This window comes from Arcobacter suis CECT 7833, assembly GCF_003544815.1.
GTDB lineage: Bacteria > Campylobacterota > Campylobacteria > Campylobacterales > Arcobacteraceae > Aliarcobacter > Aliarcobacter suis.
The window spans coordinates 1,461,843-1,475,301 of record NZ_CP032100.1 but is presented as its reverse complement, the minus strand read 5'-3'; the positions used below and the strand labels follow the sequence as shown (position 1 = coordinate 1,475,301).

The window sequence follows — 13,459 nt, the reverse complement described above, 5'->3', positions numbered from 1 at the left end:
AGATTATATGGCAATAAAAAGTTTTTTTGTATGTTTTATATGTAGTTTGATATTAATATTTTAAGATATAAAATGCTAAAATGTAGTATTAATTAAAAATAATAATAATAAAGGTAGATGATGAATAGTCTCGCAGAAATCGAAAAATGGCTTAAAGAGCATGCTATAAATAATTATCTAATTTCAGAAGATTTCTACATAACAGTTCAAGGAAATGTTAATCTAAATAAAAAGTTAAGTGTAAAAAAAATACCTGTTAAATTTAAAATGGTTGATGGATATTTTGATATAAGTAATAATGGTTTAACTTCACTTGATGGATGCCCCAAAACCGTAACTGGAGATTTCAATTGTTCAAGAAATAATTTAACTTCTCTTTTTGAAGGACCAACAGAAGTTGGCGATTTCGATTGTTCTTTTAATCAACTAAAAAATTTATCTTATGCTCCAAAAGAGGTTAAAGGAAATTTTGATTGTTCTAATAATTTAATTGATTCTATAAAAGGAATGCCCAGAACAATAAAAGGTTTTTTTAAATGCTCTTCTAACAAAATAGCTACTTTAAAAGGTGGACCAAAATATGTTGATGCATCTTTTGATTGTTCTGAAAATTTAATAGAAAGATTAATCGGTGGACCTGTTTCTGTTGGGCAAGACTATTTTTGTTCTAAAAATAATTTAACAGATTTAGATGGAGTTGCTGATGAAATAGGCTGGGATTTAGTAACTGACATTAGATTAAATCATCTTACAAGTACATTTAATGAAGAAGAAAAAACATGGAGATATAAAGGTAGTGAAGTTATTTCACATATTTATAAACCTATTGTTGCACTTACAAATGTTGATGATATCAGCAGATGGCTTAGAAAACATGAAATAAAAAATTTTACTATTTTAAAAGATAATTCAGTAAATGTTCATGGTGATGTAAGACTAGCTGATAAATTGGCCAACTTATTAAAATTACCGCTTAATTTTAATATTGTTGAGGGTGATTTTGATATTGGAGATAATGAATTAACTTCACTTGAAGGAAGTCCAAAAAAAGTTACTGGAAGTTTTATGGCTCATAAAAACGAGATATTTTCTCTAAAAGGTGGACCAAAAGAAGTAGGTGGAAGTTTTATTATTTTACATAACAATATTACGTCATTAGAGTTTTCTCCATCGGTTGTAAAAGAAGATTTCATTTGTTCTCATAATCCTTTAAAAGAGTTAGATGGTATAAATACTGTACTTGGATATATTTTTACAGGGGTTCATATACCAAATATAAAATGTCAAAAGTATGTTTATAAGGGAATTACAACTTATAAATATCCAGCAGATTTTGTAATGAAATATTTAGATAAACAATATATTTCATTAACAGATGAAGAAAAAGCTTTTGAAGAGACGAAAAAAAATCTTGAAAATGTTATTACAAAAATGCTTGAACAAGCTACTTTATCAAAAGAAATGATAAATGATAATCTAATAAAAAACTTAACTAAATATCGTTTAGATGATTTAAAAACAAAAGTTTTAATTATCAAATATCCTCCTGAAGATGACACAAGAATGAGACATTTAACAGAAGATGAGATTATGAGATTAGCATTTGAAAAAGAGATTTAAGAGCTTAAATTAAGTCTTAAATAGATTTTTTAAGATATAATCGCGAAATCAATATACGAATAAATAAAATAAATGGAGAGAATTATAATATGGTTCAAACTGTCAATCTTAAAAAAGCTTTTGGTGCTAGAGTTTTATTTCAAGACATAAATATAAAATTAGATACTGGTAAAAGATATGGTTTAATTGGTGCAAATGGTGCTGGTAAAACAACTTTCTTAAAAATATTATCAGGTCAAGAAGATGCAACTGAGGGTGAAGTACAAGTTCAAAATGGTAAAAAAGTAGGAACTTTATCACAAAATCAATTTGCTTATGAAAATAATACAATTTTTGATGCTGTTCTTTTAGGAAATAAAAGATTATACGATGCAGTAAAAGAAAAAGAAGAACTTTATATGAGTCCTGAATTTACAGATGAAGTAAATAATAGACTAGCTGAACTTGAAATTATATGTTGTGAAGAAGATCCAACTTATGAATATGATGTAAAAATTACAAGAATTTTAGAAGATTTAGGATTTCCAGCAGCTTCTCATCAAGAGTTAATGAGTACATTAACAGGTGGAAATAAATTCAAAGTTTTATTAGCACAAGTTTTATACCCAAAACCAGATGTTCTATTTTTAGATGAGCCTACAAATAACCTTGATATTGCAACAATTGGTTGGTTAGAAAACCAATTACAACACCATGATGGAACAATGGTAGTTATCTCTCATGATAGACACTTCTTAAATGCTGTTTGTACACATATTTTAGATGTTGACTTTAAACAAATCAGAGAGTTCACAGGAACTTATGATGATTGGTATATTGCTTCAACATTAATTGCAAAACAAAATGAAAAAGATGTTGGTAAAAAACTAAAAGAAAAAGATGAACTTGAAAAATTTATCGCTAGATTTAGTGCAAATGCTTCTAAAGCAAAACAAGCAACTTCAAGACAAAAACAACTTGATAAACTTGATGTTGGTTCAATTCAAGTATCAAGTAGACGAGATCCATCAATTATTTTTAAACAAAAAAGAGAAGTTGGAAAAGAGTTATTAACTGTTAAAAATATCTCTAAAGCTTACGATGGAAATGTTGTTTTAGATAATATTAATTTCACTGTTGAAAAGGGTGATAAAATCGCTCTTATTGGAACAAATGGTATTGGTAAAACTACTCTTTGTGAAATCTTAGAAGGAAATTTACAAGCTGATAGTGGAGAAGTTTTATGGGGTGCAACTATTCAAAACTCATATTTTCCACAAAATGCAACTGATATAATCGAAGGTGATAATACACTTTACGATTGGTTGAGAAATTGTGATAGAGATGCGGATATTTCTGAAATTAGAAATTGTCTTGGAAGAATGTTATTTAACGGTCAAGAACAAGAGAAAAAAGTAAACTCTTGTTCTGGTGGAGAAAAACATAGAATGATGCTTTCTAAAATCATGTTAGAACAAGGAAATTTTCTTGTTTTAGATGAACCAACAAATCACCTTGACTTAGAAGCAATTATTGCTTTAGGTGAAGGATTACTTGAATATGCAGGTTCTGTTATTTGTGTGTCTCACGATAGGGAATTATTAGATGCATTTGCTAATAGAATTATTGAAATTCAACCAGGTGGAACAATAGTTGATTTCAAAGGAAGTTATGAAGAGTATATTGAGTCTAAAGAGGCTTAATATACTTTTTAAGTATAAAATTAAAAAGGGGAAGATTTTTAAATCTTCCCCTTTTTTTGTAAATAAAGAAAAATTATTTAGAGTGTCTTGAAGACATTCTAGCTTCTCTTCTTGCAATTGCATCGTTATATCTTCGTTTGTCATCTTCTGTAACTAAATCTAATTTAGGAACAGGAGCTGGTTTTCCATCTTCATCAACTGCAATCATTGTAAAATAACAAACATTTGTATTTTTGATTGTATGATCTTTTATATCTTCTGAAATTACTTTAATACCAATTTCCATAGAAGTTCTTCCTGTATAATTTACAGAGGCATGAAATGTAACAAGAGAACCGATTTTAATAGGATCTTTAAATAAAACCATGTCAACTGATAATGTTACAGCATACATACCTGTATATCTTGCTGCACATGCATATGCAACATGATCTAGCATTTTTAGAATTTCACCACCGTGAACATTTTTCCCTGAAAAATTTGCTTTATCTGGAGTCATTAACATAGTCATTGTAAGAGATTTTTCTCTTTTTATTTCTTCGCTCATTTTTTTACCTTATACATATTGAAATATGAACCATTATAAAACAAAAAAGTAGTAAGCGTGTAGCAATTAATTAAAATAGGGTTATAGTTTATAAAAATATAGAAAAAAGTAACATTTTTTATATATTAAATTTCTATATTTAATATTTCAAAGTATTTTTCTCTACTTATTTCATAAGCTCCTAAACTTGCTAAATGGTCGTTGTAAACTTGACAATCTATAAGTTTTATGCCATTTTGTGAGGCTTGATTACAAAGATGGTAAAAAGCTACTTTTGATGCGTCAGTAACTTTCGCAAACATACTTTCACCACAAAAAATATTTCCTATTAAAAGTCCATAAAGTCCACCAACTAATTCATCATTTAAATAACATTCAATACTAAATGCAATATCAAGATTATGTAGATTTATATAAGCTTTTATAAACTCTTCACTTATCCAAGTGCTATTTTCATGTTTTCTTTTTATTTGTGAACAAGCTCTTATAACAGCTTCAAAATTTTCATTTGATTTTATTATAAAGCCTTTGTTTAAAATAGATTTTTTAAGGCTTTTTGAGACTTTCATTTCATCTGGTTTTAGAACCATTCTTTTATTTGGACTAAACCAATGAATGTAATTGTATTCATCAATATACCAAGGGAAAATTCCATTTTCATAAGCATTTAACAATCTTTGAGGATGAAAATCTCCACCAACTGCAACTAAATCATCTTTCATCATTTCAAGTTTTGGAAAATCAAAGTTGTTTTCATCTAATAAATATATTTTATTTTTTTTATTAAGTAGTTTCATATTTGTATTTTATTGAAAAAGATGTTAATATCCAACAATTTTAAATAAAAGAGATTTTAATATATGCAAAATAGTTATAAAAGAATTGATGCACATCTATCAAGTTTAGGATATTGCACAAGAAGTGAAGCTAAGAAATTTTTACGAATTTATGAACTTTATGTAAAAGATACAAGAGTTTTTGACCCATCAATAAAGGCATATCATAATGATATAAAAGTTAACAATGAAGCACTTGATCCTGAAACAATTACAATTTTATTAAATAAACCCTCAGGATTTATTTGCTCACACAATGATGCTGGAAGTTTGATATATGCTTTGATTCCTCAACGATGGAATAGAAGAAATCCAAAAATTTCTACTATTGGAAGACTTGATGTTGATACAACAGGAGCAATAATTCTTACAGATGATGGAGCTTTAAATCATAAATTATCAAGTCCTAAAAGTGATGTTTCAAAAGTTTATGAAGCAACTTTAGCAGTTCCTCTAAATGGCGATGAAAAAGAGATTTTTGCAAGTGGTGAAGTTATGTTAAATGGTGAAAAAAAACCACTACTTCCCGCAAAGCTTGAAATATTATCTCCAACTTATGTACGATTAGAGATTTGTGAAGGTAAATATCATCAAGTAAAAAGAATGTTTGCAAGCGTTGGAAATAGGGTATTATCACTTCATAGGGTTAGTTTTGGTGGATTTAGTGTTGAAGATTTAAAAGAAGGTGAGTATAAGTTTATAGAACTTTAACACTCATCTTTTTTTGTGACGCTTAAACCTTGATTATTCATTTTATCAATTTGTTTTTGAGTTAAATCTAGATATTTCATTTTTTTTCCATCCCAAACAATACAAGGGAAAGTCTCTTTTTTAAATAAAGATTTTATTTTTTTTAACATAATTTTACTTATTTAAACTTTTCTAATATTCTTTTTTCTAACTCTTCAACTGTTTCTATTGCGTCATTTTTGTGATTTGAAAATCCCCAATTCACTAAAACAGAATCAACTCCTGCTCTTGAGGCTGCCATTATATCTTTATGTGAATCTCCAATTAATTGGGCATTAGAGTTTGAAACATTATGAATATCAAGTATTTTATTTACCATTTCTGGATGTGGTTTTGGATTTTTTACACTATCATAACCTAAAATGGTTTTAAAATAGTGTCCAAGTCCCACATGATTTAACATTTTATGTGCATAATCAGAGTTTGCATTTGTTGCAACTGTTAAAGTAAAATCTTTACTTAAATCATCAATTAATTTAGAAATTCCATCATAAACAACTAAATCTGTCAAACAATGGATATTGTAATACTCTTCAAAAAGTTTTGTTTGTTGTGGTGTAAACTCTTTTGTTCCATAAAAAAACTCAGCTGCATTTATAGCTGGGTCATTTACTTTTTCTAGAATATAGTTTTTTTCTAATTTTTCAAATCCCAAATTAGTTCTTACATAGTTAATTGTATTTGTAATAGCGAAACCACTATCTATAAGTGTTCCGTCCATATCAAACATTATCAGACGCATAAATATTAATCCTTATTTTTATTATATATTTGTATTATATTCTTTAAATTCTAAAGTAAGATTAAAAAAATAAAAAAAAGTAATTAAAGAGGATAAATTTTATCTTATTTTAATAATTGAGTTGCTAGAATTCTACTTATAGGATATTTATATTAAATCCTCCTACTACTAAATACATTTATTTGGTATCCTATACACTTAAATAGATTTGAATACGGCTTCACAAGTTCCCATGTGAAGCCTTTTTTTTACTACCAATAAACCAAATTTTATATACAAGTGAATATAATACGAATTCTATTTTGGAGTTTAAATGAAAAAAATCTTACCTGTTCTTACCCTAATCGTAATAATTGCAATAATAATTATAATATTTTTATCCATGTCAAATAAAAAACAAATGGTTGTTTTAAAAGAAGGAAATACTACTCAAACACCTCTTGAAATAGTTCTTGGAAAATATCAAGATAGTGATTGTGGAATGACAATTGAAGATATGACTTATGTATCTCAAGTTATTTCAAATGATGGAAAAACTTGGTTTTTTCATGATCACGGTGGACTTGCAAACTGGTTAAAAGATAAACCTTTTAAAAATAGTGCAAAAATTTGGGTTATGACAAAAGATACAAAAAAATATATTGATGCAAAATCTGCTTGGTTTAGTAGAACAGATATTACACCCATGGGATATGGATTTGGGGCTTATGAACAAAAACAAGATGGTTTTATAAGCTTTGAAGAAATGGGTTTGAAAGTTTTAAGAAATGAAGATTTAAGAAATCCATACATTAAAAAAGAGTTGTTAGGAAATAATGGAAACAATTAGCATAATAACAATTATTTCTATAGCATTTTTAGGTTCATTTGGACATTGTGTTGGAATGTGTGGTGGAATTGTAATCGCATATTCAAGTACAAAAATAAAAAATGATTGGACAAAACAAGTTCAGGCTCTTGCACATTTACTTTATTCTTTTGGAAGAATTACAACTTATATGATACTTGGGGCTTTATTTGGGCTTGTTGGTGGCGTTGTAACATTTGATAATTTAACAAGTGGAATTTTTTTACTAATCACTGGTTTTATGATGGTTTTAGTTGGACTTTCACTTCTTGGGAAAATTAAATTTTTAACGATGTTAGAACATAGCTGTTCAAAATCACCACTTTATCAAAATACTTTTAAAGCACTTTTAGGTTCTCAATCACTATTTAGTTTTTATTTACTTGGAATGTTAAATGGTTTGCTTCCTTGTGGTTTTGTATATGTTTTTGCAATTACAGCTGCAAGTACTGGAAGTGCATTTTGGGGAGCTTTTGTAATGCTTATATTTGGTCTGAGCACACTTCCTGCTCTTTTTTCTTTGGGATTTTTTGTAGGAGTTTTCAAACAAACAAATCTTAGAGATCTATTTATAAAACTAGCTTCAATTTTGGTTATAACTTTTGGAATTTATATAGCTTATTTAGGTTATGAATATTTGGTAGATCCAACAAAATCAATTTTAAGTTGTCATATTTAAATAAAAAATAAAATTTTTAAGAAAGGAGAAATTATGATTAATAAAACAAGAAGATATTTTAGTTTTTTTGGAATCCTAGCAGCAACTGTTAATAGAAAACTGCAATCTATAAACTGTACAATTCACGCAATTTTAGTAAATACTATGCCAAAAATCAATAAATTATTACTATTAAAACAATTAAAACCAATCAATCTATATTCTACAAACAATAATATATAAAACATAAAAATTAGGAAAATTAATAATGCAAAAAAAAATATCTACAAGCTTAGTTGCAAGCTTTCTTCTAGCAACATCAAACCTTTATTCAGCTCAAAATTTAGAAACTATTACGGTTACTTCATCACTTATTAAATCAGATGAAAAAAGTGCAACATTTGCAACTGAAATCTATACAAAAGAAGATATTAAAAGTTCTAAATCAAAAGATGTATATGATTTTTTATCATCACAAACTTCAGTTAATGTAAGTCCATATTTTGGTAATGGTTTTTCTCAATTATTAGATTTAAGAGGTTATGGTATAGCTAATGGTGGTGAAAATGTTGTTGTTCTTGTTAATGGAAGAAGAATGAATAATATTGATTCAGCACCTCAATTATTAAGTTCTATTCCAATAGAGAGTATTGAAAGAATAGAAATTCTCAAAGGTTCAGGTTCTGTGGCTTTCGGAGATGGGGCAAATGCTGGAGTTATAAATATAATAACAAATGGTAAAAATGATAATTATATTAAATCTTATGTTGGAAATAATGGAACTAAAAATGCAACAGCAAGTTTAGGATTTAATTATGAAAAAATAATAGCTAATGCTTTAATTGATTATACTTCAACAGATGGAACAAGAGTTGATTTAAACGATGATAAAGATGAAAATTATAATAAAAATAAAAATTTCAATATTATTTATTTTCCAACAGATGATTTAGAACTAAATTTAGCAAGAAATTATTCAAATATGGATACTAAATATGCTGGTTCATTAACATTAGATGAATATAAAAATAATCCAAATAAAGCAAATAGTTTTACTGAACAATATTTAAGTTCTTATGTGACAACAGGTGGATTTAAATATAATTTTAACCCAAACTTATCATTAGAATCTTCGTATAGTGATGAAGATAAAAGAAGTGAATTTACAACTTTTAAATCAAAATATGAGTATAAATCTTTTGTTTCAAAGTTAAATTATCAAGAAAATAACTATAAAGTATTACTTGGAGTTGATGGTTTTGATGGTGATAGAATAGGAACTTCTGATATAACAAATAAAAATAATAAAGCAGTTTTTGTTTCAGGAGAATATAATATTAGTGATGACTTAAAAGTATCATCTGGAGTTAGAAGAGAAAATGTTGAATATAAATATGAACCAAATGGTGCAGATACTTTAAAAAATGATGAATACTTAAATGCTTATGATTTAGGGATAAATTATCAATTAGATAATATCTCATCTATTTTTGCAAATTATAATAAATCTTTTCAAGCACCAGACATAGATAAATTTTTTAGTAATGGTTTATTTAATGATTTTATTGAACCTTCAAAAGTAAATAATTACACAGTTGGATATAATAATATTCGAAAAAATAATAAATTAAAATTATCTTTATTTAGAGCTGATTTAAAAAATGAAATTTACTATTATAATACTGGAAGTTGGGCAACTTCTTTTAATACAAATATAGATAAATCACATAAATATGGTCTAGAAGTTTTTGACAAATATTTAATAAATGATAATTTATATACTTCTCTAAACTATTCATATATTATTGCAAAAATAGATGAAGAAAACGAAGGAAATGGAACTTATAATGGCAAAGATTTACCTGGAGTTTCAAAACATAATATTACTGTTAATTTAGGTTATGATATAAACAATCTAAATACAGTATTATCTCATACATATAGAAATAGTGCTTATGCTGCAGATGATTTTGCAAATAATTTTAATCAAAAGCAAGAAGCATATAATTCTACTGATTTGGGAACTTCATATACTTATCAAAATGTTGAGTTATTTGCAAAAATTCAAAATCTATTTGATGAAGATAATGGTTTATGGATTAGTGATGATGTTATTTATCCTGTTAATTTTGAACGAACTTATTATGCTGGTATGAAAGTTAAATTTTAATGAAAAAATTCTTATTTATACTTCTTTTTTGTATAAATTTATTTGGAGAAGAAAGAATTGTAACTCTTTCTCCTTCGATAAATGAGATAGTTTTTGCTTTGGGAAATGGGCAAAGTGTTGTAGCAAATACAAGTTTTTGTGATTATCCAGCTGAGTCAAAAAATATCAAAAAAATAGGTGGCTATTCTTCTATCTCTTTGGAAAAATTATTAGAAGCAAAACCAACTATTGTAATTGGTCAAGATTATGATGAAAATTTAACAAAAAATTTGCAAGCTTTAAATATAAAAGTATTATCTTATAAAACTAAAACAATAGAAAATATTAAAAATACTATTTTAGAATTAGGAATATTATTTAAAAAAGAAGAGAAATCAAAAGAACTTGTAGATGGAATAAATAATAGTTTAGATTCATTAAAATCAATAGTTGAAAATAAAAAAATATTAATAGTAATAAGTCCAAAAGATAGTTTATCAAATCAGATTTATGTAACGGGAAACTTTTTATATTTTGAAGATATTATAAAAGCTAGTGGAAATAAAAATGCTTATAATTCTTCAAATTCTGCACAACCAGTTGTAAATACAGAAAAAATAATAAATATGAATCCAGATATAATAGTTTTATTAGCACCTTTTTATGAGGGAAAAACAAAAGAGTTAGAAGAAATAAAAGAACTTTGGGCAAAATTACCAATAAATGCTTCAAAACAGAATAATATTTATGCAATAGATAAAGAATACGCAGGCATTCCAAGTCAAAGAGTAAAATACTTTATAGATGATTTTAGAAAGATTTTAGAAAATGTTAGAAATAAATAATTATAGTAGTGAGATTTTACATAATATAACTTTTAGTTTAAGAAAGAATGAGAATTTGATAATTTTAGGTGAAAATGGTGCTGGAAAATCAACTTTAGCAAAGGTTTTATCAAATTTAATAGCAAATGATAAAGTAAAATTATTTGGTGAAAATATATCAAAGTTAGCTGACTTAAAAAGAGCAAAATTTATAAATTATATTCCTCCAAAACTCTCAATTTTTGATGAATATGTTACATTAAGAGAGTTTTTGGAACTTTCAAGTATTGATATAGTAGATAATGAAAAAATAGATAAAATAATCTCTTTATTAAAACTAGAAAAATTAGAAAATAGATATTGTAAAGCTTTTAGTTCAGGAGAAAAACAACTTTTACTTTTGGCTTCAAGTATTATGCATGATGCAGAAATAACAATTTTTGACGAACTTACAGCAAACTTGGATATTAGTAGATTAAAAGAGGTTTTTGAGATTTTTAATTCTGATTTATTAAAACAAAAAATCATTATTACTCACAATCTTGATTTAGCAAATGCTCTAAAATATAAAATTTTATTTATAAAAGATGGAAAAATCGAATTCTTCGATGAACATGAAAAGTTTTTTACAAATGAAAATTTACAAAAGTTTTACAATAATACTATTTTGAAATTGCAAAATCATTTGGTGGTGAATTTATGAAAATAGCTTTATATGTTTTTGCTTTTATTATTATTCTTATTTCACCATTCTTTGGGGAAATTACACTAAACTTAAGTGATGTTTTGGATTCAACAAATAGTGCAAATATGGTTTTTTGGGATTTAAGAGTTTCTCGAGTTTTATTGGCTTTTTTTGTTGGTGGAATTTTATCATTGGGTGGTTTGATATTTCAAATTATTTTTAAAAATGAACTAATAACTCCTTATACTTTGGGAATTGCAAGTGGAACTACACTTTTTACAGCAATTGCAATAGTATTTTTTCCTATGTTAAATATCTCTATTTCTTCTATTTTCGGCTCAATCGTAACAATATTGATTTTATATTTTATCTCTAAAAGAATAAATAAAAATTCAGTTGCAGTTTCTACAAACTCGATTTTACTTATTGGAATTTCTTTATCATATTTTTATGGTTCAGCTTTGATGTTGGTTTTTTATATGAGTAATTTGCAAGAGAATTATTCAATTATTAGATTTACTCTTGGAAGTTTAGATACAGTTGGGTTTTCTAATGGTTTTATTATCATGATAGTGAGTGCTATTTTTTATTTTGTAGTTTATTTTAATAAAGAAAAAATCAAGCTTTTACTTATTTGTAATGACACAGCTTTTTTAAAAGGTTTAAATGTAAACAAGATTAGTTTACTTCTTTTAATTGTAGTTTCTTTAAGTGTAGGAATTAGTATTAGTTTTGTAGGACCAATTGGCTTTATTGGGCTTGTGATTCCTCATATTATCAAACTTATTTATAAACAAAGTGCTGATAAATTATTTTTTCCTGTATTCTTTTTTGGAGGAATATTTTTAGTGTTTTCAGATTTAATCTCAAGAAATTTAAATACAGATTCAACTTTACCAATTGGAGTTGTAACTGCGTTTATTGGAGCACCATTTTTTGTATATTTGTTGATTAGAAGAAATAAAAAAGTATAAGTTATTTATACTTTTTTTAAAATAGTCTAAACTTTATTATTTCTTTTTATTTTTTTTCTTTGCAGCTTTAGCTAATTTTGCATTTTTCTTTTTTTTAGCTTTTTCAGCTTCTAAATTTGCAGCTTTTCTAGCATTTATAATTTGTTCTTTTTTATCAGCTGCATCTGGTGCGAAGCCTGCTTTTAGAATGTTTCTTTTTTCATTCATTTTTTTTGCTAATCTATCACCTTTTGTTGTATCAACACTTGAATTATTTGCTCTTCCCATTATTTGCCTTGTTTTTGTTTTAGTTTCGTATTGTATTGAATTTTCAATAAAGAAGGTATTACGCAGGTTTTTAAGGGAGAAAAATTAAAAGCCAATTAGGCTTTTAATTCTCCATCTAATTCATATTTATTCAAATAACCTCTTGGAGTTAAAACTTTTCCATTTGAAGTAAGTTTTGCATTTGAGTTACAAATGATTATAAGAGTTGACATTGTAACTTGTGGGTGATTTAAACCTTGATTTATTATATCTTGAGCACTTGTTATTGTAATCTCTTCTTTTTCTGCTCTTCCCACATTTGAAGCAATAATTGCAATTCTATCTTCATATCCTTCTAAAGCTGCCATAAAATTTAGATATGGTTGAACTCTTTTTGCTGATTTTGGATTATAAATTCCTATTACAAAGTCGCAATCTAGGGCTGATTTAACTCTTTTATCAATTAAATTTATATCTGTTAATCTATCTGAAAGAGAAATAATTGCAAAATCTTGAGACACAGGAGCTCCTACTTTTGAAGCAGCAGCTAAAAATGAAGTAACACCTGGAAGTGAAATAACTTCTATTTCATCCCATAACTTTTTTTCTTCCATTAATTCTACGATTAAAGTTGCCATTCCATAAACATTTACATCGCCATTTGATAAAATTGCTGTTGTTTTGCCTTGTCTTGCGTATTCGATTGCTTGAGCACATCTTGCTATTTCATGAGTCATTCCTGATGTAAATAACTCTTTACCTTTTATAAGGCTTCCTAATTCTCTTGCATATTTACTATAAGATACTATTACTTCTGATTCATTTATTGCGTTTATTGCTTCTGGTGAAATATATCCTAACCCACCAGCTCCTGTTGATACTATGTATAATCTTTTCAT

General features: G+C 26.5%; 16 protein-coding genes. 10 read left to right on the top strand and 6 right to left on the bottom strand.

Going from position 1 to position 13,459, the window contains the following annotated elements:
* Positions 1 to 120: 120 nt before the first annotated feature.
* Together ASUIS_RS07570 and ASUIS_RS07565 are read left to right on the top strand one after the other, a co-directional pair.
* On the top strand, positions 121 to 1,620 hold the full coding sequence (locus tag ASUIS_RS07570) for a hypothetical protein (RefSeq protein ID WP_118886456.1): 1,500 nt from the start codon (positions 121 to 123) through the stop codon (positions 1,618 to 1,620).
* A gap of 89 nt (positions 1,621 to 1,709) precedes the next feature.
* Positions 1,710 to 3,302, top strand: coding sequence for an ABC-F family ATP-binding cassette domain-containing protein (locus ASUIS_RS07565; RefSeq protein ID WP_118886455.1), 1,593 nt, complete (start codon positions 1,710 to 1,712; stop codon positions 3,300 to 3,302).
* Between the two features lie 73 nt (positions 3,303 to 3,375).
* Here ASUIS_RS07565 and ASUIS_RS07560 read toward each other — a convergent pair whose 3' ends face one another.
* Positions 3,376 to 3,849: an acyl-CoA thioesterase gene (locus ASUIS_RS07560; protein WP_118886454.1), complete on the bottom strand. Its 474-nt coding sequence runs from the start codon at positions 3,847 to 3,849 to the stop codon at positions 3,376 to 3,378.
* Positions 3,850 to 3,974: 125 nt separating this feature from the next.
* Positions 3,975 to 4,646, bottom strand: a complete 672-nt coding sequence (gene aat, locus ASUIS_RS07555) for a leucyl/phenylalanyl-tRNA--protein transferase (RefSeq protein ID WP_118886453.1) — start codon at positions 4,644 to 4,646, stop codon at positions 3,975 to 3,977.
* A 63-nt stretch (positions 4,647 to 4,709) separates the two neighbouring features.
* Between aat and ASUIS_RS07550 the strand changes: the two genes are divergently transcribed.
* A complete protein-coding gene (locus tag ASUIS_RS07550) occupies positions 4,710 to 5,396 on the top strand; it encodes a 16S rRNA pseudouridine(516) synthase (RefSeq protein WP_118886452.1) in 687 nt (228 codons plus the stop codon).
* Here ASUIS_RS07550 and ASUIS_RS13705 read toward each other — a convergent pair.
* The gene (locus ASUIS_RS13705; protein WP_153801674.1) at positions 5,393 to 5,545 is read right to left on the bottom strand and encodes a hypothetical protein; all 153 of its coding nucleotides are present in this window, start codon (positions 5,543 to 5,545) and stop codon (positions 5,393 to 5,395) included. The two genes, ASUIS_RS07550 and ASUIS_RS13705, sit on opposite strands and share 4 nt — an antisense overlap.
* Before the next feature lie 8 nt (positions 5,546 to 5,553).
* Positions 5,554 to 6,177, bottom strand: a complete 624-nt coding sequence (locus ASUIS_RS07545; RefSeq protein ID WP_118886451.1) for an HAD family hydrolase — start codon at positions 6,175 to 6,177, stop codon at positions 5,554 to 5,556.
* Positions 6,178 to 6,490: 313 nt separating this feature from the next.
* On the opposite strand from ASUIS_RS07545, the gene ASUIS_RS07540 reads away from it, so the two are divergent.
* From ASUIS_RS07540 to ASUIS_RS07510, 7 genes are read left to right on the top strand one after another with little or no spacing between them, the layout of a single operon-like run.
* Positions 6,491 to 7,006 carry a hypothetical protein gene (locus ASUIS_RS07540; RefSeq protein WP_118886450.1) on the top strand — a complete coding sequence of 172 codons (516 nt, stop codon included), beginning with the start codon at positions 6,491 to 6,493 and terminating at the stop codon, positions 7,004 to 7,006.
* The gene (locus ASUIS_RS07535) at positions 6,993 to 7,703 is read left to right on the top strand and encodes a sulfite exporter TauE/SafE family protein (protein ID WP_118886449.1); all 711 of its coding nucleotides are present in this window, start codon (positions 6,993 to 6,995) and stop codon (positions 7,701 to 7,703) included. The genes ASUIS_RS07540 and ASUIS_RS07535 overlap by 14 nt, the downstream gene beginning before the upstream one ends.
* A 33-nt stretch (positions 7,704 to 7,736) precedes the next feature.
* Positions 7,737 to 7,925, top strand: coding sequence for a hypothetical protein (locus ASUIS_RS07530; protein WP_118886448.1), 189 nt, complete (start codon positions 7,737 to 7,739; stop codon positions 7,923 to 7,925).
* Positions 7,926 to 7,950: 25 nt separating this feature from the next.
* Complete coding sequence (locus ASUIS_RS07525) at positions 7,951 to 9,852, top strand: TonB-dependent receptor (protein WP_118886447.1); 1,902 nt, start codon at positions 7,951 to 7,953, stop codon at positions 9,850 to 9,852.
* Entirely contained in the window at positions 9,852 to 10,676 is an 825-nt protein-coding gene (locus ASUIS_RS07520; protein WP_118886446.1) for an ABC transporter substrate-binding protein, read from the top strand. The genes ASUIS_RS07525 and ASUIS_RS07520 overlap by 1 nt, the downstream gene beginning before the upstream one ends.
* Complete coding sequence (locus ASUIS_RS07515) at positions 10,660 to 11,358, top strand: ATP-binding cassette domain-containing protein (protein ID WP_118886445.1); 699 nt, start codon at positions 10,660 to 10,662, stop codon at positions 11,356 to 11,358. The genes ASUIS_RS07520 and ASUIS_RS07515 overlap by 17 nt, the downstream gene beginning before the upstream one ends.
* Positions 11,355 to 12,314, top strand: a complete 960-nt coding sequence (locus ASUIS_RS07510; protein WP_118886444.1) for a FecCD family ABC transporter permease — start codon at positions 11,355 to 11,357, stop codon at positions 12,312 to 12,314. Before ASUIS_RS07515 ends, ASUIS_RS07510 begins: the two co-directional genes overlap by 4 nt.
* Positions 12,315 to 12,350: 36 nt before the next feature.
* Here the strand turns inward: ASUIS_RS07510 and ASUIS_RS07505 are convergent, their stop codons facing one another.
* Together ASUIS_RS07505 and ASUIS_RS07500 are read right to left on the bottom strand one after the other, a co-directional pair.
* The gene (locus ASUIS_RS07505; RefSeq protein ID WP_118886443.1) at positions 12,351 to 12,581 is read right to left on the bottom strand and encodes a hypothetical protein; all 231 of its coding nucleotides are present in this window, start codon (positions 12,579 to 12,581) and stop codon (positions 12,351 to 12,353) included.
* Positions 12,582 to 12,676: 95 nt separating this feature from the next.
* Positions 12,677 to 13,459, bottom strand: a complete 783-nt coding sequence (locus ASUIS_RS07500) for a precorrin-3B C(17)-methyltransferase (RefSeq protein ID WP_118886442.1) — start codon at positions 13,457 to 13,459, stop codon at positions 12,677 to 12,679.